Annotated in this window: 21 protein-coding genes; 8 read left to right on the plus strand and 13 right to left on the minus strand. The window is 64.1% G+C overall.

All coding sequences use genetic code 11. From position 1 onward, the window contains the following. Positions 1 to 28: 28 nt before the first annotated feature. Positions 29 to 1,030: an ABC transporter substrate-binding protein gene (locus JKL45_RS15505; protein WP_201862397.1), complete on the minus strand. Its 1,002-nt coding sequence runs from the start codon at positions 1,028 to 1,030 to the stop codon at positions 29 to 31. 701 nt (positions 1,031 to 1,731) lie between these two features. After that, positions 1,732 to 3,300, minus strand: coding sequence for an OpgD/OpgG family glucan biosynthesis protein (locus tag JKL45_RS15510; RefSeq protein ID WP_201862399.1), 1,569 nt, complete (start codon positions 3,298 to 3,300; stop codon positions 1,732 to 1,734). 641 nt (positions 3,301 to 3,941) lie between these two features. On the opposite strand from JKL45_RS15510, the gene JKL45_RS15515 reads away from it, so the two are divergent. Further along, a complete protein-coding gene (locus JKL45_RS15515; protein ID WP_201862400.1) occupies positions 3,942 to 5,096 on the plus strand; it encodes a type III PLP-dependent enzyme in 1,155 nt (384 codons plus the stop codon). Positions 5,097 to 5,227: 131 nt separating this feature from the next. Then, entirely contained in the window at positions 5,228 to 5,800 is a 573-nt protein-coding gene (locus tag JKL45_RS15520) for a GNAT family N-acetyltransferase (protein WP_201862402.1), read from the plus strand. Between the two features lie 3 nt (positions 5,801 to 5,803). Here the strand turns inward: JKL45_RS15520 and JKL45_RS15525 are convergent, their stop codons facing one another. Continuing rightward, positions 5,804 to 7,033 (minus strand): MFS transporter, encoded by a 1,230-nt coding sequence (locus tag JKL45_RS15525; RefSeq protein ID WP_201862404.1) that lies wholly within the window; start codon positions 7,031 to 7,033, stop codon positions 5,804 to 5,806. Positions 7,034 to 7,245: 212 nt separating this feature from the next. Between JKL45_RS15525 and JKL45_RS15530 the strand changes: the two genes are divergently transcribed. Beyond that, positions 7,246 to 8,673 carry a homospermidine synthase gene (locus JKL45_RS15530; protein WP_201862533.1) on the plus strand — a complete coding sequence of 476 codons (1,428 nt, stop codon included), beginning with the start codon at positions 7,246 to 7,248 and terminating at the stop codon, positions 8,671 to 8,673. Between the two features lie 59 nt (positions 8,674 to 8,732). After that, positions 8,733 to 9,071, plus strand: coding sequence for a hypothetical protein (locus tag JKL45_RS15535; protein ID WP_201862406.1), 339 nt, complete (start codon positions 8,733 to 8,735; stop codon positions 9,069 to 9,071). Here JKL45_RS15535 and JKL45_RS15540 read toward each other — a convergent pair. The 3 genes from JKL45_RS15540 to JKL45_RS15550 are packed head-to-tail and all read right to left on the minus strand — an operon-like array spanning position 9,032 to position 10,892. Next, positions 9,032 to 9,586, minus strand: coding sequence for a DUF2937 family protein (locus JKL45_RS15540; RefSeq protein ID WP_201862408.1), 555 nt, complete (start codon positions 9,584 to 9,586; stop codon positions 9,032 to 9,034). The genes JKL45_RS15535 and JKL45_RS15540 overlap by 40 nt on opposite strands. A gap of 11 nt (positions 9,587 to 9,597) precedes the next feature. Continuing rightward, complete coding sequence (locus JKL45_RS15545; RefSeq protein ID WP_201862410.1) at positions 9,598 to 9,876, minus strand: hypothetical protein; 279 nt, start codon at positions 9,874 to 9,876, stop codon at positions 9,598 to 9,600. An 8-nt stretch (positions 9,877 to 9,884) separates the two neighbouring features. Beyond that, positions 9,885 to 10,892 carry a WD40 repeat domain-containing protein gene (locus JKL45_RS15550; RefSeq protein WP_201862412.1) on the minus strand — a complete coding sequence of 336 codons (1,008 nt, stop codon included), beginning with the start codon at positions 10,890 to 10,892 and terminating at the stop codon, positions 9,885 to 9,887. A gap of 170 nt (positions 10,893 to 11,062) precedes the next feature. Between JKL45_RS15550 and JKL45_RS15555 the strand changes: the two genes are divergently transcribed. After that, positions 11,063 to 11,305, plus strand: a complete 243-nt coding sequence (locus JKL45_RS15555) for a hypothetical protein (RefSeq protein ID WP_201862414.1) — start codon at positions 11,063 to 11,065, stop codon at positions 11,303 to 11,305. 21 nt (positions 11,306 to 11,326) lie between these two features. Here the strand turns inward: JKL45_RS15555 and JKL45_RS15560 are convergent, their stop codons facing one another. From JKL45_RS15560 to JKL45_RS15585, 6 genes are all read right to left on the minus strand, one after another. Further along, entirely contained in the window at positions 11,327 to 12,289 is a 963-nt protein-coding gene (locus JKL45_RS15560; RefSeq protein WP_201862416.1) for a CobW family GTP-binding protein, read from the minus strand. A gap of 158 nt (positions 12,290 to 12,447) precedes the next feature. After that, positions 12,448 to 13,371, minus strand: coding sequence for a metal ABC transporter substrate-binding protein (locus JKL45_RS15565; protein WP_201862419.1), 924 nt, complete (start codon positions 13,369 to 13,371; stop codon positions 12,448 to 12,450). Positions 13,372 to 13,391: 20 nt separating this feature from the next. Then, a complete protein-coding gene (locus JKL45_RS15570) occupies positions 13,392 to 14,258 on the minus strand; it encodes a metal ABC transporter permease (RefSeq protein WP_201862421.1) in 867 nt (288 codons plus the stop codon). A gap of 14 nt (positions 14,259 to 14,272) precedes the next feature. Continuing rightward, positions 14,273 to 15,022, minus strand: a complete 750-nt coding sequence (gene aztA, locus JKL45_RS15575; protein ID WP_201862422.1) for a zinc ABC transporter ATP-binding protein AztA — start codon at positions 15,020 to 15,022, stop codon at positions 14,273 to 14,275. Positions 15,023 to 15,025: 3 nt separating this feature from the next. After that, positions 15,026 to 15,193 carry a hypothetical protein gene (locus JKL45_RS15580; RefSeq protein ID WP_201862425.1) on the minus strand — a complete coding sequence of 56 codons (168 nt, stop codon included), beginning with the start codon at positions 15,191 to 15,193 and terminating at the stop codon, positions 15,026 to 15,028. A gap of 92 nt (positions 15,194 to 15,285) precedes the next feature. Beyond that, complete coding sequence (locus JKL45_RS15585; protein ID WP_201862427.1) at positions 15,286 to 16,863, minus strand: OpgD/OpgG family glucan biosynthesis protein; 1,578 nt, start codon at positions 16,861 to 16,863, stop codon at positions 15,286 to 15,288. A 167-nt stretch (positions 16,864 to 17,030) separates the two neighbouring features. Here JKL45_RS15585 and JKL45_RS15590 point away from each other — a divergent pair, with 167 nt between their 5' ends. From JKL45_RS15590 to JKL45_RS15600, 3 genes are all read left to right on the plus strand, one after another. Then, entirely contained in the window at positions 17,031 to 17,987 is a 957-nt protein-coding gene (locus JKL45_RS15590; protein WP_376771041.1) for a TAXI family TRAP transporter solute-binding subunit, read from the plus strand. 201 nt (positions 17,988 to 18,188) lie between these two features. Beyond that, positions 18,189 to 20,480: a TRAP transporter permease gene (locus JKL45_RS15595; RefSeq protein WP_201862429.1), complete on the plus strand. Its 2,292-nt coding sequence runs from the start codon at positions 18,189 to 18,191 to the stop codon at positions 20,478 to 20,480. Next, the gene (locus JKL45_RS15600) at positions 20,480 to 20,848 is read left to right on the plus strand and encodes a DUF1850 domain-containing protein (RefSeq protein ID WP_201862431.1); all 369 of its coding nucleotides are present in this window, start codon (positions 20,480 to 20,482) and stop codon (positions 20,846 to 20,848) included. The genes JKL45_RS15595 and JKL45_RS15600 overlap by 1 nt, the downstream gene beginning before the upstream one ends. Here the strand turns inward: JKL45_RS15600 and JKL45_RS15605 are convergent. Continuing rightward, the gene (locus JKL45_RS15605) at positions 20,845 to 21,033 is read right to left on the minus strand and encodes a hypothetical protein (protein WP_201862536.1); all 189 of its coding nucleotides are present in this window, start codon (positions 21,031 to 21,033) and stop codon (positions 20,845 to 20,847) included. The genes JKL45_RS15600 and JKL45_RS15605 overlap by 4 nt on opposite strands. Positions 21,034 to 21,189: the final 156 nt, after the last annotated feature.

Raw genomic sequence — 21,189 nt, forward strand, 5'->3', positions numbered from 1 at the left:
GCGCCGTTCGAGCCGGCGCCGCACTCCTCTACTTTCTCAAGCTCAAGCCCACGCCCTTGTTCACGAACTGGAGCGTATAGGCTTTTCGGTAATCGAGATCCGGCTTGAAGAGACCGGCCTTCACCATCTTGTCGAAGAAGTCCTTCATGCGCGCATCCGTCATGGCGCCGATGCCGAGCGTTTGCGCGTCGCCGGAATCGACGATACCGTATTCCTTCATCTTGGCGTGGGAATAGGCCAGCAGTTCGTCGGTCATCTCCGGGTTGTCGCGCTTGATGAATTCCTTGGCCTTAGCGTTGTCACCATAGAGATAATTGTACCAGCCGATGGTCGAGGCATCGACGAAGCGCTGCACGAGGTCGGAGTTCTTCTCCACCACCTCGCGGCGCGTCTCGACCGTGGTGGAATAGGTGCTGAAGCCATGATCGGCGAGCAGGAACACGTTGGGCCTGAAGCCCGCGGCTTTCTCGATGGTGAGAGGCTCCGACGTTACATAGCCCTGCTGCACTGCCCGCCTGTTGGCGATGAAGGGCGCCGGGTTGAAGCCGAAGGGTTTCATCTGTTCGTCCTGGAAGCCATGCTCGGCCTTCATCCACTGGAAGAAGGTTGCGGCCGCATCCTTGGACAGCAGGATGTCGGTGGATGTCTTCAGGCTCTCGAAGGTATCGAGCCCCTGGCCGGGATGGCTCATGAGCACCTGAGGGTCCTTCTGGAAGTGGGCCGCCACTACAACGGTGGGGATGCTCTTCTCCACGGCCGAGAAGGCCTGGATCATGCTGCCGCCCATGTAGAAGTCGAGCTTGCCGACGGTCATGAGCATGCGGTTGCTGGCACGCGGGCCGCCCGGCACGATAGTGACCTTCAGGCCGTACTTTTCATAAGTCCCATCGGCGAGCGCCTGGTAGTAGCCGCCGTGCTCGCCTTGAGCGAGCCAGTTGGTGCCAAAGGTTACTTCTGTCAGCGCCTGCGCCAAGGCGTTCCCGCCTAAGCAGGCTGCAAGCGCTCCCATGATCCAGGCGTTCAGCTTCATCGGCACTCACCTTCTGCTGGGCAAGGTACAACGGCCAGCAGTTCGAGGCACAGCTTCTGCGTGGTTCGGTCGCGCTTGGCAAGGTGCCCTGCCCGGTGAGTTGGAATCGGATCGATCCATATCAAAGAGCCAGCACCTGTGGGCCCGCAGCCGTTGAGCTGCGAGCCTGAAGGTTGATCGAGGGTGGCGCGTTGTGCAGCCCGGCTCGATGATTGTGGAAAGGTAAGAGCCAGACTGCTCTTCGCGCACGGTTTGTTTCAGCGGACCTGGAGGCATGCCAGGATCGGCCACCCGCGATCACAGGGGTGCGAGCCCTGCGGCGGGACCGTGCCTGCTCCCACACTGCGACGCCTCGCGAGCGCGCCCCTCTCAGGAACAGATCTAAGGAAACTCTATAGCTCAGCTTAGGACCAAAGTCAAGAACAAAAGAAGAACATAAACTCGCCACCCGCTGTCATTCCGGGGCGAGCGAGAGCGAGAGCCCGGAATCCATCACCACGACATTTCAAGCAATGCGAGCCGCGCTACGCCTCGTTCTGCACCGTCAGCGGCTATGGATTCCGGGCTCGCCTTTGGCGCCCCGGAATGACAGTGAGCGTGTCAGTCCCGCTCATCCCGTGTTCAACCGGTGCAACGACGTGGATCCCCGGACCAAGTCCGGGGATGACCGGGTGGGTGAGGGGACGCGAAGGGGCTTTGGCTCACTCCACGAACCACGGATAAGTCCAGGTCTCCGTCAGGGCTCGGTTCCCGGCGCGCAGGAAGGCGCGCAGGTCCGTGGACTGGCCCGGCTCTAGGCGCACGTCGATGGCGGCGCGGAAGCCGTCGATGTGCGGGTTGGGCATGAGGAAGGTGTTGGTGATCTGGCCCGTGGACGTGGAGGGAACCAGCTGCACCTGCTCCGGAGCATTGAAGTAATAGGACAAGTCACCCCCGGCAAAATCGACGATGAAGCGGCGATGGCGGGGATCGCTCGGTGCGTTCGAGCCGCTGGCGCGCGGCGGCGTCTGGAAGGTGTTCACCGCCTTCCCGCCCGGATGCATGCCGCCGATGGCGGCTGCGGCCCGCAGGCGATAGGAGATGACGACCTCCTGGCCCGGCTCGTAAGGCCGGTTCGGCTGCCAATAGGCGACGATGTTGTCGTGGGTCTCGTCCCCCGTCGGGATCTCGACCAGCTCGACCCAGCCTTCGCCCCACTGGCCCACGGGCTCAACCCAGTAGCCGGGCCGCTGATGATAATGGGCCTCCAGATCCTGGTAGTGCTCGAACACCCGGTCGCGCTGCATCAGGCCGAAACCGCGCGGATTGTTGTCGCTGAAGGACGAGATCGCCTTCTTAGTGGGATTGCGGATGGGGCGCCAGATCCATTCACCGGCGCCCGAGTGCATGAGCAGACCGTCGGAATCGTGCAGCTCCTGCCGGAAATCGTCCGTGGGCTTCCGGTCGTTCTCACCCCCGAAATACATGGAGGTGAGGGGCGCGAGGCCCACATTGTTGAGAGGCTGGCGCGGGAAAAGCGTGGCCGTGACGTCGATGGTCGTCTCTTTCGACGGGTAGATGTCGAATCGGTAGGCGCCGGCCACGGACGGGCTGTCGAGAAGGGCGAAGATCACCGCGCGGTCGTCATTGGGCTTCGGCATCTCGACCCAGAACTCGCGGAAATGCGGAAACTCCTCCGCCTCGCCCCCTTCCACGTTGATGGCGAGCCCGCGGGCCGAGAGCCCGTATTTCTGGCCCGCTCCGAGGAAGCGGAAATAGCTCGCGCCCAGGAAGGCGATGAGTTCGTCCATCACCTTCGGGTCGTTCAGCGGGTAATGCAGCCGGAAGCCGGCAAAGCCGAGATTGACGGGAAGCGGCCGCTCGATCTTGTTGCGGCCGTAGTCGAACAGCTCCCGCTGGTAGGGCACCGGGGCCGGCACGCCGTCGCGGATGATGTTCACCGTCACCGGGCGCGGATAAAGGAAGCCGAGATGGAAGAGCTGCATCCGGAACGGCCCGTTGCCCGAGGCGAGCAGGGCTCTGTCCGGCCGGAAGCGGATGTCCCGGTAATCGTCGAAGCTGAGCCGGTTCAGCGGCTCCGGCAGCTGGGAGGGCTGAGCCTCGAAAGGAGCCGTCGACAGCTCGCGGGCCCGGCGCACCACATCCTCGTAGCGGAACGGATTGGGCTGCGGCACGCCGTTCTGCTGTGCGAAAGCCTGATAGCTTGAAGCGGACAGCGCGGTGGCTGCGAGCAGGCTTTGCAGGAGGGTGCGGCGGGACAGGTTCATCATGGCGGTGGAGCGGTTCTCGTCGTGGGAAAGGTCAGGCTCTGGAGCCCGGAATATGGGGCTGGAGCCTCCATCCGTGTAGCTCAGCCGCTTAATGGAAGCTGAATGGTGATGCGAGCAGGACACAGGTCTCGGCAGGGTTAAAAAAATTCCCCGGGAGGGCTCAAAAACTCTTGTGGTCCGGGTCGAATATGCTTATCTCCCGCTTGCCCAATTTCGCACGTGCCTGTGGTCGTGTGTCGGTTGGTGGGCATCCGGACAAGAGGCCGGACAGCCGCCCGAGAGCGCTCTAGCTCTCGATACCCCTAACCGGCAGCCGGAGGCGAAAACCGGCGTACCTCGCTCTCAACGGGGGACGCGACTTAAAGCAACGACGAACGGGCTTTTTTGGTCTCGTTGGCCCTCCAAAGGTCAACACCGAAGAGGCTTGTTTATCATTGCCAGGCGTGCGGATGGAGTATCCCCATCCAATCCAAGGCAGCATCGTCGGGTGAAGAGCCCATCGCGCTCGTCGTGTCTCCATCGCACGAAGCGGGATGCCATCTTCCCTCGCTGACGCCGGACGGCAGGATTTCCCTGATCGTCTGAATTTCAATCCGGAGGCTCCACAAGACCTCCATTGAACCTTTGGTGGGGAGAGCGCCATGACTCAGCGCATCCGTGAATTTCTGCGCAACCGACGTGAGGACGGCCCGTGCGTGGTCGTCGACCTCGAGGTCGTGCGCGACAACTACTCGAAGTTTGCCCGTGCGCTCCCCGACACGCGTGTGTTCTACGCCGTGAAGGCGAACCCGGATCCGCAGGTGCTCAAGCTCCTGGCCGAACTCGGCTCGTGCTTCGACACGGCGTCCGTGGTCGAGATCCAGCTCGCGCTCGACGCCGGCGCCACGCCCGACCGCATCTCGTTCGGCAACACGATCAAGAAGGAGCGCGACATCGTTCGTGCGCTCGAGCTTGGCGTGCGCCTCTATGCGGTCGACTGCGAGGTCGAGGTCGAGAAGATCGCCCGCGCGGCCGTGGCGGCTGGCGTCGAGGCTTCCGAGGTGAAGGTGTTCTGCCGCATCCTGTGCGACGGCGCCGGCGCCGAGTGGCCGCTCTCCCGCAAGTTCGGCTGCGTGCCCGAGATGGCCGTGGACGTGCTGGAGCATGCCTATCGTCAGGGCCTGGAAGCTTACGGCGTGTCGTTCCACGTGGGCTCGCAGCAGCGCAACACGGGGGCCTGGGATCAGGCTCTCGGTTCGGCTTCCGCGATCTTCCGTGAATGCGCGCATCGCGGCATCCACCTGTCGATGGTCAACCTCGGCGGCGGCTTCCCGACGAAGTACCTCAAGACGGTCCCGATGGTCGAAGCCTATGGCGAGTCGATCTTCCAGGCGCTGTCGAAGCACTTCGGCAACCGCATCCCGGAGACGATCATCGAGCCGGGCCGCGGCATGGTCGGCAATGCGGGCGTCATCGAGGCCGAAGTCGTCCTGATCTCGAAGAAGAGCCAGGACGAGGACGAGGTGCGTTGGGTCTATCTCGACATCGGCAAGTTCGGCGGTCTCGCCGAGACGATGGACGAGTCGATCCGCTACCCGATCGTCAGCGAGCGCGACCACGACCGCAAGGTGCCGTGCGTGCTCGCCGGTCCGACCTGCGACTCGGCCGATGTTCTCTACGAGAAGGAGCCTTACCCGCTCCCCGTCTCGCTGGAGATCGGCGACAAGGTGCTGATCGAAGGCACGGGCGCCTACACGACCACCTACTCGGCGGTCGCATTCAACGGCTTCCCGCCGCTGAAGTCCTACGTGATCTAACTCACGTCCCGCCTGCCTCAGTGATTTGAGGCAGGCATCAACCTCACCCAAGTTGTCCCGGACGGCCTGTTCTTGTTCTGAACAGGTGCGAGGGCTGTCGCTCACCCCACGTGTTTTGGGAGGCCACGGCCATGATCACGATTCGCGAAGAAACCTTCCACGATGTCGATGCGCGCGAGGCGCTGCTCGATACCTGCTTCGGACCCGCCCGGTTCCAGAAGACCTGCGAGCGCCTGCGCGAGGGCAGGATGCCGGCCGACGGCCTGTCGCTGGTGATCGACCGCGACGGTGAAATCATCGGCACGGTGCGCCTGTGGCATGTCTCGGCCGGCCCGAACCGTGCGGCGCTGATGCTCGGCCCCATCGCCATCGATCCGTCCGTCCAGAGCCTCGGTCTCGGCGGAAAGCTGATGCGCGAGGCGCTCACGCGTGCCGGTCAGCTCGGCCACAAGGCCGTGCTGCTGGTGGGCGATGCGCCCTATTACGAGCGCTTCGGCTTCTCCACGGAGAAGACCGGCTCGCTCTGGCTGCCGGGTCCGTACGAGCGCGGCCGCTTCCTCGCGCTGGAGCTAGAGGCGGGTGCGCTCGATGGCGCACGCGGTCTCGTCTCTGCGACCGGCGCTTTCGAGCAGAAGCCGGATCTCGGCGCGCTCGTGGCTGCTGCTGCGCAGGGCGCGTTGGCCGGTCTGCGCCCGACCCACTAAACGCTACCCTTCCGAGGGCCGCAACCGTGCGGCTCTCGGATTGGGCAGCACGAAGGTGACGGCTGCTGCCGCCAGCATGTAGACGACAAAGCCGAGGCAGATTGCCTCCAGGCTAATTCCGGCATCGAACAGAATGCCGATGGCGCCGGGAGTCGCGGCGGATGCTACCACCATGATGGCGCCCGCCAGAGCACGGATCTTGCCGAGATGCGTGGTGCCGAACAACTCAGCGAGAACCGCTGCGATCACCACATTGGTGCAACCGGATGTGAGGCCGATCAGCGCGAAGAAGACGAGCGGCAGAAACGGTGCGTCGAACAGGGCCAGCGTGAGGGAAGCCGCCGTCATGCCTGCCAAGTAGAAATGGCTGAGCCGCACGGCCCCGAATCGATCGACGAAGCTGCCGGCCGACATGGCAACGACCACGGAGACCAAGGCGAAGAGCGTGATGCTGCTCGCGAGAAGCTCCAGCGACCAGCCCTTCACCTCGGCAATGAAGCGCTGGTGGAAGAAATAGGCCGTCATGATGGCCGGGTAACCGATCATGGTGGGAATGAGCGCGAGAAAGCGCCAGTCGCGTAAGATGTCGCTCCAGCGCGGTCCTGTTTCGTCTGAGGCCTTCTTGCGCGCGGATCCTTGAAGATCCGGGTCTTTGCGCCTGATGAGCAATCCGAGACCCCAGCCAAGCCCGAGAGCCACGATGATGGCAAAGGCAACACTGCGCCATGCGCCGGTCCAGCCGATGGCCGCGATCAGCGCGATGGCAGCAGCTGGAAAAATGGCTTCACCGGCTGGAAAGCCCAGGGCGGCTACGCCGAGCGCCCTCCCGCGCACGCCCTCGTCGAGGCGTGCGGTGCTCATCACACCCGCATGGCTCAGCATCCCCTGGCCGAAGAGGCGCAGGGCGAACAGGCTCAGGCCCAGCATGATCACGTTGGGCGCGAGCGACAGACTGAGAGCCGCCACCGCCAAGCCCAACATGGCTGTGGTGGCGTAGAGGCGTATGTCGACGCGGTCGATGACGCTGCCGACCCAGATCATCAGCAGGCCCGAGGAGAGAGTCGCCAGAGAGTAGATGGAGCCGAAGGCGCCGTGGGTCAGGCCAAAAGCATTGCGGATATCGGGTCCCGACAAGGAGATGAAGAAGGTTTGTCCGAAAGAGGACAGGAATGTCAGAGCGAAGCCCAGGCCGATCACGCGCCCATGGCGCGTGAGGAGGTCGTGAAATTTCATCGGTCGCGGTCAGCCTGAAGATGCCAAGGCTGGCCATCATGAAGCTTTGTTGCACGATGTCGAGGGGCAAATCCGCATGGCAGGGATGCCATCCGCAGAGAAACGGCTCCGGGCATTGACCCCGAGGGCCCTGCAATCCTAGATGCGCCCGGAACCGTTCAAACCGGAGACATCTCAGCCTATTCCAGGCTTCCACGTTAGGAGAATTAATGATGACCACTTGGCCCGTTCACGGTCGCATCAGCGGCCCTATTGTCATGATTGGCTTCGGCTCGATCGGCCAGGGCACCCTGCCGCTCATCGAACGCCACTTCGATTATGACAAGAGCCGCTTCGTGGTCATCGATCCGCAGGAGAAGCACAAGGAGCTCCTCGACGAGCGCGGCATCCGCTTCATCCAGCAGGCCGTGACGAAGGACAATTACCGTGAGCTGCTCACGCCGCTGCTGACCGCAGGCGGCGGGCAGGGCTTCTGCGTCAACCTCTCGGTGGATACCGGCTCCGTCGACATCATGGAGCTGTGCCGTTCGCTCAATTGCTTCTACATCGACACCGTCAACGAGCCCTGGCCTGGCTTCTACTTCGACAAGAGCAAAGGCCCGGAATCGCGCACGAATTATGCCCTGCGCGAGATCACGATGGCGGCGCGCAAGCGCAATCCGGGTGGCACCACGGCGGTGTCCTGCTGCGGCGCCAATCCGGGCATGGTGTCCTGGTTCGTCAAGCAGGCCCTGGTGAACGTCGCGGGCGATCTTGGGGTCACCTATGACGAGCCGAAAAGCCGCGAGGACTGGGCGCATCTGGCGCAGAAGGTGGGCGTGAAGGGCGTCCACATAGCCGAGCGCGATACGCAGCGCGCCAAATCCGAGAAGCCCATGGGCGTTTTCGTGAACACCTGGTCGGTGGACGGCTTCGTGTCGGAAGGCCTGCAGCCGGCCGAGCTCGGCTGGGGCACGCATGAGCAATGGATGCCGGAGAATGCCGGCACGCTCGGGCCGGACGCGCAGGCGATCTATCTGCTCCAGCCCGGCGCCAACACCCGCGTGCGCACCTGGTGCCCGACGCCCGGTTCGCAATATGGGTTCCTGGTCACGCACAACGAGTCGATCTCGATCTCGGATTATTACACCGTGCGCGAGAACGGGAAGGCCGTTTACCGCCCGACCGTCCACTATGCCTACCATCCCTGCAACGAGGCGGTGCTCTCGCTGCACGAGATGTTCGGCAGTGCCGGCAAGTTCCAGGAGACGCAGCACATCCTCGACGAGAACGAGATTGTCGACGGTATCGACGAACTCGGCGTGCTGCTCTACGGCCACGGCAAGAACGCCTATTGGTACGGCTCGCAGCTTTCCATCGAGGAGACGCGTCGCGTCGCGCCCTACCAGAACGCCACCGGCCTCCAGGTGACCTCCGCGGTGCTCGCCGGCATGGTCTGGGCGCTGGAGAATCCCGAAGCCGGCATCGTCGAAGCCGACGAGATGGATTACCGCCGCTGCCTCGAAGTGCAGCTGCCCTATCTCGGACCGGTGAAGGGTTATTATACCGACTGGACCCCGCTCACGGACCGCCCTGGCTTCTTCCCGGAGGACATCGATTCGTCCGATCCGTGGCAGTTCCGGAACGTTCTGGTGCGTTAAGGATAGAGATCCTGGCCGACTCCATCGGTCGGCCAGGATCGACACAGAACAGGTCGCGCATGCCCCATTTCGACGAATTCTACGCCAGCAAACTCCGCGGCGGACTTGGCGTCACGGATGCCGACAGCGTGCTCGATCTGCGCGGTGCCTCACGGGAGAAGGCGGCGGCTTCGATCCAGGACATGCTGGAGCGCAGCCGCTTCGCGCAGGTCAAAGCGGTCGCCATCAGGCTCGATCCGCCGCCGGAGGGCGGTGGCGAGACGCTGTTCCAGCCGGTCGGCAAGGCGCTGCTCGAGGCCAAGAAGCGCGGCTGGATCGACCGGCTGCAGACCCTGCCGGCGCAGGATGGTCTCGGATTTTATGTAGTGCTCGCCGGAAAGCCGGAGCGCGAGGCCTGAACCGATTTCTGCTGCTGGCGACGACGCCGGAAGAGGCTGCGCAGGAAACCCGAGAGCAGAAGCAGGCCGCCCCAGACGGCGATGAAGCCGGCGGCTGCGGAAAAGACGCCTTCCTCCGTGACCGGCACGGCCGGCTCGAAATCGCGGGAGACGGCTTCCAGGATATCCGTGTCGCCATCGCGCACCATCAAGGCAATGCGGGAAAAGGGACCTAATTCCAGCATCGCCGTGCGGTGGGATTCGAGGCGGCCCAGGCGCTCCACATTGCCCTGCATGGCGGCGCCCTGGCGGCTGACGAAATCGTCCGCGTTGGAACGCAGGCGCGCGATGGCGCTCTCCCGCGTCTCCCCGCTCACCTGAGCATCCGTGTCGAAGCGCGTGATTACCTGCCGCAGCTCGTCCACTGCGCCGCCGAGGCGCTGACGGTATTGCTGCGCGAATTCGGGCCCTTGCGAGGCTGTGACGCCCCCGAACAGCCCGAGACCGAAGGCGACGATGCGGACGATCCGGGACAAGCTTAGCCTCCTCAGCCCTCGATCGCGGTGAGGATATCTTGTTCCACGACTTCGTCGAGGGGCTTGGGGATCTTGAGAGCCCTTGTCTTCCGGCCCGGCTCCATAACGAGGATCACTGTCTCCAGGCCGGGGCACCCGGGGTCGTTGCAGGCGATCTCGTTGACCGCAAAGGCTGTATCGGGTGAGAGCTGAAGGGTCGAGCGGGCGAGCTCCTTGACGCGCTCAACCTCCTGCCTGTCGGGTTTGGGCAGACCGAAGGTCCCCCGCATGAAGGCGCCGAAGAGAGCCACCGGCGACCTCATGTGGGCAGGGTCAGGATGCCGGCCTGGCCGTCCTCGCATCCGAAGGCGAGGCGCTTGCCGGCTTTGTCCCAGGTCATGGCCGTGATGCCGCTCTCCTTAACGGCGGGGCGCACGAGAAGCTCCGAGGCATCGTTGAGGCGAATGAGCAGGATGCAGCCGTCCTCATAGCCGACCGCCAGCACATAGGTATTGGGATGGAAGGCCACCCGGCTGACCTTGGCGTGCCTGACGCCGCATTCCCGCGGCGCCTTGCCCATGGGGCCTTCCTTCGACTCGAAGGGCCAGATGATGGCGGCTTCCGCCCCGGAGGTCGCGAACCACTTTCCGTCTCCCGACCAGGCGAAGGAGCGTGTCTTCGACGGGTAGCCGCTCATGCGCATGTGCCCCTTGTCGGGGATGAGCCGCCAGCCGTGGAGCGCGTTCTCCTGCATGGAGGTCACCACGAAGCGGGCATCCGGTGACCAGGTGACGTCGATATGCGAGCCCTTCCATTCGAGCCCCTCGGGCTTGGCCTCCACGTTGGGAAACCACAGGGTGGCGCCGTTGTAGTGGGAGATCGCCAGCCGGTAGCCCTTGGGCGCGAAGGCAAGCCCGCGGGCCGTGGAGGGAACCTCGAGGATCTTCTCACGTCCCTTGTCGTCGCGGGCGATGACCTTCTTGCCGGCCGCATAGGCGAAGGCGCCGCCCGCATTGACGGCCAGCGCGTCGATCCAGGCGCCCTTGCTCTCCGCCAGGGTCTTGGTGGAGCCGTCGGCTCCCGTGACCGCGACGCGGCCATCGTCACCACCGGTGACGAAGCGCTCGCCGTCGCAGGCTCCGACCAGGATCCCCGCATCGGGATGGGCCTCCACCCGATGGCTCTCGCCATCTTTTGCCAACATGACACCGCCGTCGCCAAGGCCGAAGGCCACCGTGCCCTTCAGCCAGCCGATGGCCGTCACATGCGCGCCCGTATCGAGCGGCGTCACGCTTTGGGTCAAAGATGGGGCGGTACCAGCAGTCATCGCGCAATTCCTTCAGATGGGCTGCCCATAGCACAATTCCGTAAAACCGGGGCAAGTCGTCATAAAGCGGTTATGCCGGCCCTGTGTCCGTAAGAGCTAAGACCTTTGCGCCTTCGACCCGCCGGGACGCGAGACCCATGATGCGCGTTCTTAGAATCATGAGCGACATAATGCGGATCCTGCCTCTGATCACCCTCACTATCGCGATCACCATGCCCGTGGGTCTTGCCGCCCAGGAGCAGGGCGACGTCAAATCGGCGAGGGAGGTTCTGAAGGCCGCCTGCGAGAGGGATGCCCGCCTGACCTACAGGACCGGCGTCAGGACGCTCCCCGAGGTCCGCGAGCAGATGATGGCAGCCCGGAAAACCTACGTCAGGGACTGCATGGCGAAGGGGACTGCGGCTGCCGGTTGAGCCGCAAGCCCTCCCAATCGCTCACGCCGCGCAGGCGAGGAAGCCTTCCCGGATCGCCTTCTCATTCAGGTCGCGGCCGATGAACACCACCTTGGAGGTGTGCTTCTCGCCCGGCTTCCACTCACCCTGCACATCACCGTCCAGGATCATGTGAACGCCCTGGAACACGAAGCGCTTCGGCTCGTTCGGGAAGGCCACGATGCCCTTGCAGCGCAGGATGTTCGGGCCTTCGACCTGGGTCAGGTTCGAAATCCACGGCATGAACTTCTCCGGGTCGACCTCGCCATCGTGGTGCACGGCGACGGATTGCATCTCCTCGTCGTGATGATGGTGATGGCCTCCCTCCAGGAAGCTGGGCTCGATCTCCATGATGCGGTCGAGATCGAAGGCCTTGCGGTCGAGCACCTCGGAGATGGGAATCGCCGCATTCTGCGTGCGATGCAGCTTGGCATAGGGGTTGATGGCGCGGATGCGGGCCTCGACCTCCGCAAGTTCCTGCTCGGACACGAGATCGATCTTGTTGAGGATGATCACGTCCGCGAAGGCGATCTGGTTCTTGGCTTCGGGCGCATCCTTGAGCCGGTCAGACAGCCACTTGGCATCGGCCACCGTCACCACGGCGTCGAGGCGGGCGGTGTCGGACACATCCTGGTCCATGAAGAAGGTCTGGGCCACAGGGGCCGGATCGGCGAGGCCCGTGGTCTCGACGATGATGGCGTCGAACTTGCCCTTGCGCTTCATCAGCCCGTCGAGGATGCGGATCAGGTCGCCGCGCACGGTGCAGCAGATGCACCCGTTGTTCATCTCGAACACTTCCTCGTCGGCGCCGACGACAAGCTCGTTGTCGATGCCGATCTCGCCGAACTCGTTGACGATCACGGCGTATTTCTTGCCGTGCTGCTCGGTGAGGATGCGGTTGAGGAGGGTGGTCTTGCCGGCGCCGAGATAGCCTGTGAGGACGGTAACGGGAATCTTGTCGGTCATCGGATGTGGTCCGCAACGTTCATCCTCCCCTTGAGGGGGAGGATCGGCCGCACAGGCCGAGGTGGGGTGGTGGCACGAACACCGGGAGGTCGAGTTTCCACCCCACCCCGCTCACGATGCTCGCGACCCTCCCCCTCAAAGGGGAGGGTAGGAAACAGTCAGCTCGACAAAGCCGCGCTGAAAGCTCTTATATTGTGTCGCATCATATCAATGTAAGTGCCGGCGGGGCCGTTCGGCTCAGACAGGGCGTCGGAATAGACCCGCTCGCCGATTTTGGCGCCGGTTTCCTTGGCGATCCGCTCCATCAGGCGGGCGTCGGAGACGTTCTCCACGAAGACGGCGCCGATCTTCTCGCGCTTGATCTGCTGGATGATGCGGGCCACGTCCTTGGCAGAGGCTTCCGACTCGGTGGAGACACCCTGGGGCGACACGAAGTCGATGCTGTAGGCCGCCTCGAAATAGCGGAAAGCGTCGTGGGAGGTGATGATCCGACGGCGCTCGGCGGGGATGCTTGCCACCAGGCTCTTCACCTCTGCTTCCAGTTCGTCCAGCTGCTTGAGATAGGCACCCGCATTGGCCTCATAAGCTTCCTTGCCCGCCGCATCGGCGGCGATCAGCGCATCGCGGACATTCGCCACGTAGATCTTCGCATTGCCGATGCTTTGCCAGGCATGCGGATCGGAGCCGCCGTGATCGTGGTGTCCATGCCCGTGGCCATCCTCGCCCTTCAGCGGCGTCACGCCCTTGGCGGCCTCGACCCGGGCGGCCTTGGTGCCGGAGGACTTGATGAGGCGGTCGATCCAGCCCTCGAATTTCAGGCCGTTCGTGAATACGACCTTCGCTTCCGTCAGGCGGCGCCCATCCGCCGGTGTCGGCGAATAGACATGCGCGTCGCCGTTGGGGCCGACGAGGGTCACTAGCTCGATGCGCTCGCCGCCCACGTTGCGGACCATGTCGCCGAGAATCGAGAAGCTGGCCACGACCTTCAGCTTCTCGGTAGTCTGTGCCGCTGCGGGAAGCGAGGACGCGGCAAGGGTCAGGCATCCTGCCAGCAGGGACACGGCAGATCGTCTCGTCAGCATTGTTCGATCCTTTTGAGAGGTCAGGCTTCCAGATGCCGGCCGGGCCAGGCGAGCCACAGCAGGCCGCCCTCGCGGCCGAGCACAAGGGACATCACATAGATGGCGCCGGCCGAGAGAATGATCGCCGGGCCTGCGGGCAGTTCCGCATGGAAGGAGAGCAGCAGGCCGCTCAGGCCGGACACGATGCCGACCGCTATGGAGACGATCATCATCATGGTGATGTCGCTGGTCCAGAAGCGGGAAGCGGCCGCCGGGAGCATCATCATGCCCACGGCCAGGAGGGTGCCAAGCGCGTGGAAGCCGCCGACGAGGTTCATGACGACCAAACCTAAGAAGATCAGGTGCGTCGGCGTTCCGGCTCGGCTCACTGACCGCAGGAAGATCGGGTCCACGCATTCGAGCACGAGCGGGCGATAGAGCACCGCCAGGGCCAGCACGGTGGCAGTCGAGATGGAGGCGAGCAGCAGGAGCGTGCTGTCGTCGAGCGCCAGGACCGTGCCGAAGAGCACGTGCAGCAGGTCCACGTTCGAGCCGCGCAGCGACACGATGGTGACGCCGAGCGCCAGGGACAGGAGATAGAAGGCTGCGAGCGACGCGTCTTCCTTCAGGTCCGTGAAGCGCGAGACGAGGCCCGCCGCGACCGCCACGATCACGCCGGCGAACAATCCACCGACCGTCATGGCCGGCAGGGAGAGACCGGCCAGGAGATAGCCGACGGCAGCGCCGGGCAGGATGGCATGGGCCATGGCATCGCCCGTGAGGCTCATGCGCCGCAGCATCAGGAAGACGCCGACCGGGCCGCCGCCCAAGGCGATGGCGATCACGCCCACGAGGGCGCGCTGCATGAACTCGAATTCGGCGAAGGGTGCGTAGATCAGGTCGAGCATGGGAATGGACGGCCTTATGCGGCGCTGCGGTGGCACACGTCCGCGTGCGGATCGTAGGCTTCGACCATGCGCCGGGCCTTCAGGAGGTTCTCCGGGCTCAGGACCTCGCCGGTTTCGCCCCAGGCCACCGGCTCGCGGGCGATGAGCAGGGTCTGCGGGAAGGTGCGTTTGACCATGTCGAGATCGTGCAGCACGGCCACGACCGTACGGGCCTCGTCATGCCAGCGACGCACGAGATCGAGCAGGTCGGCGGTGGTCTTGGCGTCGATGGCCGTGAAGGGCTCGTCGAGCAGAATGACCGGGGCATCCTGGAGCAGAAGGCGAGCGAAAAGCGCCCGCTGCATCTGCCCGCCCGACAGGGTGGAGATGGGACGGCGCTCGAAGCCGATCAGGCCCACGGCCGCCAGCGCCTCTTCGATCCTGGTGCGGTCGCGGCGCGCGATGCCGCCGAACAGCCCGGAGCGGGACCAGAGACCCATGGCGACCAAGTCGTAGACCGAAAGCGGGAAAGAGCGGTCGATCTCGGCGGCCTGCGGCAGGTAGGCAATGCCCGAGGCGGGGCCCTTGAGGCGGATATGACCGTCAAGCGGCTTGAGCGTCCCGACGATGCCTTTGAGCAGGGTGGATTTGCCGGCCCCGTTGGGACCGACCACGGCCATCAGGCTGCCGGCCGGGATCTCGCCATCGAGGTGATGCACGGCGGGCCTGCGGCCATAACCGAGGGTCACTTCGTCGAACCGGATGGCAGTGGATGTTGAGGACATGCGTTATCCCATCACGCCGATAACCATCAGCCATAACCCCGCCAGCACGACGGCCGTTCCGGCCAGGCGCTGTCCAACCGAGAGGCGCAGGAGCGAGAAGGTCGGAGCGGCGGCAACCGCCCGATGCTCGTGGGCATGCGTGTGGCTGTGATGGTGATGGCCATGTGACATGGCCTCCTACATAAACCCATCCGCGGGCGATTTCCAGGGGCGTATAGTATTTTATACGCCCCTTTCAACGATATGGTTTTGCAGGGTTAATGTCAGAACGCGGGATGATACTGGTAGAGCCAGGTTTCGCTCAGGACCTCGTTCTCGTTGCGCAGATAGCAGCGCATCTCCACCGGCTCGTTTCCGGTCACGGTCAGGTCGAACTGGGTGCGCCAGTGGCCGGGCACGTTGTTGGGCACGGCTTCGGTGAGGATGTTCGAGAATTCGCCCCGGGAGGCGCTAAGCACGGGTTTGGGGATCACGCCGCTCGGCAGCCGGGTCAGGGGCTGGCCGATGAATTCCACCATGAACTTGCGGATACCCTTCGGCCGGTTGGTGCCGGCCTGCCCGCCATTGCCGAAGCGGGTGGCGACGACCCGGGCCAGCGGCGTCGGATAGGGCTCCTCGGCCGACCAGTGCATGCGGTAGCGCAGCTCAAGGGCCTGACCGGCACGGACTGGATCGGCTGGCACCCACATGGCCACGATGTTGTCGTGGATCTCGTCATCGGTCGGGATCTCGACGAGCTGAATGGAGCCACGGCCCCAGGTGCCTTGCGGCTCGATCCAGAGAGATGGACGGCGGTCATAATAGACGCCGTCCAGGTAATGGTCGAAGTTCCTGTCGCGCTGGAGCAGGCCGAACCCCTTCGGGTTCTCATCAGTAAAAGCCGAGGTGATGATGCGGGGCGGGTTGTTGAGGGGCCGCCAGATGCGCTCGCCGGTCCCGGTCCACATGGCCAGGCCATCGGAATCGTGGATCTCCGGACGCCAGTCGACCCCGGTGGCCTTGGCCTTCTCCGAATACCAGTACATGGAGGTGAGGGGGGCCAGCCCTAAGCGGCTCACGTCCTGGCGTATGTAGAGGGCGCTGTCGATGTCCATGATGATGGCGGAGGCGCGCTGCATCACGAAGCGATAGGCGCCGGCCACGCTCGGACCGTCGAGCAGGGCATAGATCGTGACCGTGTTCGAGCCTGCTTGAGGCGTCTCGAAATACACATGGGTGAAATCGGGGAATTCCTCGTTCTTCCCGAACACGGCCACGTCGACCGCCAGGCCGCGGGCCGAGAGGCCGTACTGGTAGAGCTCACCGATGGCGCGGAAATAGGAGGCACCGAGGAAGGCCACCCAGTCGTTCTTCTTCCAGTCGAGCTTGCCCGTGCGGGCCTCCTGGAAGCGGAAGCCGGCAAAGCCGGAATTGTCCGGGAGCTTCCGGGCAGGCGAATCCGCCGGCATGTCGAAGTAGTCGCTGTCGTAGACGATCTCGCGCGCCTGACCGCCTTCGATCACATGCATGCGCACCGGCTTCTGGAAGAAGCGGCCCATATGGAAGAAGGTAACCGGGAACTCGCTGGGGCCATTGGCCCAGAGCGCCAGATCGGTCTTGAACCGGATCTTGCCGTGGGCGTCATAGTCGATCTGGTAGAGCACCTCGGGAGAGGGGCTCGGCGGCGCCACGTAGGGCGAGCGTGCCATGTCCTGCGCCCGCTTCTTCAATTCCTCGAACGAGAAGGGGGAGGGGGCTCCCATCTTCAAGCCCTGTTGCGCCAGGGCCGGGGCGGAAAAGCCCTGAGCGGCCAGGACGGCCGTGGCGGTTGCGGTCTGGAGGAACTGGCGACGATTGATCATGGATTAAGCGCATGTATCTGTGGAGGGACGCACCCCTACCGACCAAGGTGGCAGGATTAAGTCCCTCTTAGCCTCTTGAGAAATCTTCGTCAGCGGTCAAAGTAGCCCCACACACAGGCACAGCGATGACTGGGCCGTAAATTAGGGAGTACGCTATGCATCGAACAATCATGCGCCGCCTCATCGGCGCTGCGGCCGCCGTCGTGCTGGCCGGGGCCAGCATCCCGGCCCAGGCCCAGGATTTCATCAATGTCCTGACCGGCGGCACCTCCGGCGTATATTACCCGCTGGGCGTCGCTCTCTCCAAGGTGTTCAGCGACAAGGTGCAGGGCTCCCGTCCGTCGGTCCAGGCCACGAAGGCGTCCGTCGAGAACCTCACCCTTCTGCAGCAGGGCAAGGGCGAGATCGGCTTCACCCTCGGCGACAGCCTCGCCATGGGCTGGGCCGGCGACGAGGAGGCCGGCTTCAAAGCTAAGCAGGACAAGCTGCGCGGCATCACGGCGATCTATCCCAACTATATCCAGATCGTGGCCACGCAGGAATCCGGCATCAAGTCGCTGGCCGACCTCAAGGGCAAGCGCCTCTCCGTCGGCGCGCCGAAGTCCGGAACCGAGCTCAACGCCCGGGCTATCCTTCAGGGCGCGGGCCTGACCTACAAGGATCTCGGCAAGGTCGAGTATCTGCCCTTCGGCGAATCCGTCGAGCTCATGAAGAACCGCCAGCTCGATGCCACCCTGCAATCCGCCGGCCTCGGCGTGTCCTCGATCCGCGACCTCGCCACTTCGGTGCCAATCGTCGTGGTGGAAATCCCGGCGGCCGTCGTGGACAAGGTCGGCACGCCCTACATCAAGGCGACGATCCCGGCCAACACCTATGGCGGCCAGACCGCTGCCGTGCAGACGGCGGCCGTCGTGAACTATCTCGTCACCCATTCCGGCGTGAAGGACGAGACCGTCTATCAGATGACCAAGGCGATCTATGAGAGCCTGCCTGATCTTGCCGCGGCGCATGCCGCCGCCAAGGACATCAAGCTGGAAAGTGCACTCTCGGGCATGCCGGTCCCTATGCATCCGGGCGCGCAGCGCTACTTCGACGAGAAGGGCGTGAAGAAGCAGGGCTCGTAAGCCTCGCCTTCATTGACAATCAAGCCGGGGCAGGTGAACTGCTCCGGCTTTTTCGTGACAAGAGCATCGTGCGGAAAAGTGAACCCGGTTTTCCGCTTCAACGATGCTCTCATGTATGGAAGAAGCATCGGATTGATCCCAAAAGTGCAAGTCCACTTTTGGGTCCGATGCTTTAGAAGAACGATCCGTGAGGAGCCGCAGATGAGCCAGGGCGTCAACACTTCCGAACTCGCCCAGATGGAGGCGCCCTCTGAGGCCGTGAACCCGGAGCACGGCCTGCCGGAGAGCTTCGGCGAGGGTTTCCTCGGCAGGCTCCTGTTCTGGATTGCCGTCTCCTTCTCTACGTTCCAGATCATCACCTCCTTCGGCATTCCCCTCGATCAACCGTTCATCGCAGGCTTGAGCCTCACGCATCTTTTCGCCGTCACGATGGTGGCCTGGGCGGCATGGCTGATCGGGCTCGCGGTACGCCGCCGCAGCATCGTCGACGGCGCCATGGCCTGGGTTGCAATTGCCGTGGCGTTCGGGCTGGTGCTCTGGTTCGGAGGCAGCATGCCGAGCCAGGTGGTGCGCACCCTTCATGTGGGTTTCCTGTGCCTCGTGGCCGGAGCGATGATCGCGAACCATCGTTCGGGCTCGTCTTCCTTGCGCGCCGTCGGCTGGATCGTCGGCGTCGCCAGCTTCCTGGTCGGCCTGTACCATTGGCTGCATTACGAGGAGCTGGTGGTTCGCGCCGGCGATCTCACCACGCTCGACCTCGTCGTCGGCATCGCGGCGCTCGCCATCCTTATCTATCTCGTCTGGCGCGTGATGGGCCCGGCCCTTCCAATCGTCGCGGGCCTGTTCCTGTCCTATTGCCTGTTCGGCGATTACCTGCCGGCTCCTCTCGATCACCGCGGCTATTCGCTCGAGCAGGTGATCGAGCACATGTCCTTCGGAACCGAAGGCATCTACGGCACGCCGACGCTGGTGTCGGCTACCTACATCTTCCTGTTCATCCTGTTCGGCGCCTTCATGGAGAAGGCCGGCGTCATCGACTTCTTCAACGACATCTCGATGGCGGTGTTCGGCGACAAGCAGGGCGGCCCCGGCAAGGTCTGCGTGGCATCGTCCGCGCTTATGGGCACCGTTTCCGGATCCGGCGTCGCCAATGTCGTGGCCTCGGGCCAGTTCACGATTCCGCTGATGAAACGCTTCGGCTTCAAGTCCGCCTTCGCCGGCGGCGTCGAGGCGACCTCGTCCATGGGCGGCCAGATCATGCCGCCGGTCATGGGCGCTGTCGCCTTCATCATGGCCGAGACGATCGATGTGCCCTATTCGAAGATCGTGGAGGCCGCGATCATTCCGGCCATCCTCTATTTCGCGGCCTGCTACCTCGCGGTGCACTTGGAGGCTGGCAAGAGCAACCTGAGGGGCTTGCCGAAATCCGAGCTGCCAAACGCCTGGACCGAGATGAAGAAGAAGTGGTTCCTTCTCGCTCCGCTCGGTGTTCTCGTCTATCTGCTCTTTGCCGGTTACACGCCGCTCTTCGCCGGTGCGGTGGGCCTGTCGCTCACTGTGGCGCTGATCCTCGGCACCGCCATCGTGGCGGGGTTCGGCACACAGGCCCTGCGCATCGCGTTCTGGATCGGACTGGCGCTGGTGGCGGCCTATTCGCTTGCTTCCACCGTAACCCTCGTCGTCCTCGTCGTAGCCGCGCTCTCCTTGTGGAATGCCTTCACCGGTCGCGGTCGCACGACCCTGCAGGCCTGCGTCGACGCGATGGCGGATGGCGCGCGCCAAGCGCTCCCCGTGGGCCTCGCCTGCGCGGTCGTCGGCATCGTGATCGGCACCATGACGCTCACAGGTCTTGGCACCATCGTGGGCACCTGGATGATCTCTATCGGCAAGGAGAACATCTTCGCCGCCCTCGTGCTCACGATGATCTTCAGCCTGATCCTCGGCATGGGCATCCCGACGATCCCGAACTACATCATCACCTCGTCGCTTGCCGCTCCCATCCTGCTGCAGCTTGATGTGCCGCTCATCGTCTCGCACATGTTCGTGTTCTATTTCGGCATCATGGCGGACCTGACCCCACCGGTGGCGCTCGCGGCCTTCGCGGCAGCGCCGATGGCGAAGGAGTCCGGGCTCAAGATCGGCATCCAGGCGATGAAGATCGCGCTGCCGGGCTTCGTCATCCCCTACATGGCCGTCTACGATCCCACCCTGATGCTGCAGCCCGTGCCTGGCTTGGAGGGGGCAGGCTACTGGCTCGCGGTGGTCTACATCGTGGTCAAAGCCTCGCTCGCCATGGTGCTCTGGGGCGTGGCGTCGGTTGGTTACTTCCTCAAGCCCCTGGCCTGGTGGGAGCGCATCTGGGCGGCGGTCGCCGCCGGCCTCCTGGTGGCGGCCATCCCGCTGACGGATGAGATCGGCTTCGTGCTCTCCGCACTCTTTGTCGGCTATCACGTCTGGCAGACGCGCCGGATCGCCAAGCCAGCCGTCGGTTGATGATCTGCCTCCTGGCCGGCTCCATGATCGCGCCCCTCATGGCGGGCGCGATTACGCTCGCCTGGACGCACTCGGTCGAGAAGATCGTCTGGGAGGAGGATTGGCGCAGCACCCCGGCCGGGCTTGAGCTTGTCGAGGCGCGGGTGCGCGGTTCCGGCGCCGGCATGGAGCCGCCGCCGGAGGTCAGGCTCGTCAATGGGGTCTGGTCTTGGAAGCCGAACCTGCCGCCTCAGGCCCAGGTGATCATGCGTCGGTCAGGAGCCACGGCCGACTGGCGGATCTGCATGGCAGGCCAATGCCGGCCGATGGAGGCCTATGTGCCGCCCGAGGCCGACCCCATCGTGATGAAGGTGTGCGATAAGCCTTAGGCGCGCCCGGTGAGCGGCTCGACGGCGATGCAGCGGCGCCAGAGATTCACGAGGATGTAAAGAGCGAACAGGCTGAACAGAACCATGAGGGCGTAGCCCACATAGTCGCCGAGCTCGAACAGGCCAGCAATCGCCCAGCCGGCGGCGATCGCGACGCCGAAGACCTCCGCGCCCACCAGGATCATGATGCTGATCACGGTGATCACGTTGCGCCAGTTGGTGCTTTTCGCCTGAGCCAAGGTTGCCTCACTTCATTTGTTGCCGATGGGACTACCCTAAACGCCCCCTCCGGTGCAAGCTCTGCCCGAATCTCATTCTGTCGCGCCCCACATTCAAGAGCC

The sequence above is a fragment of the Microvirga soli genome, from assembly GCF_016734765.1.
Lineage (GTDB): Bacteria > Pseudomonadota > Alphaproteobacteria > Rhizobiales > Beijerinckiaceae > Microvirga > Microvirga soli.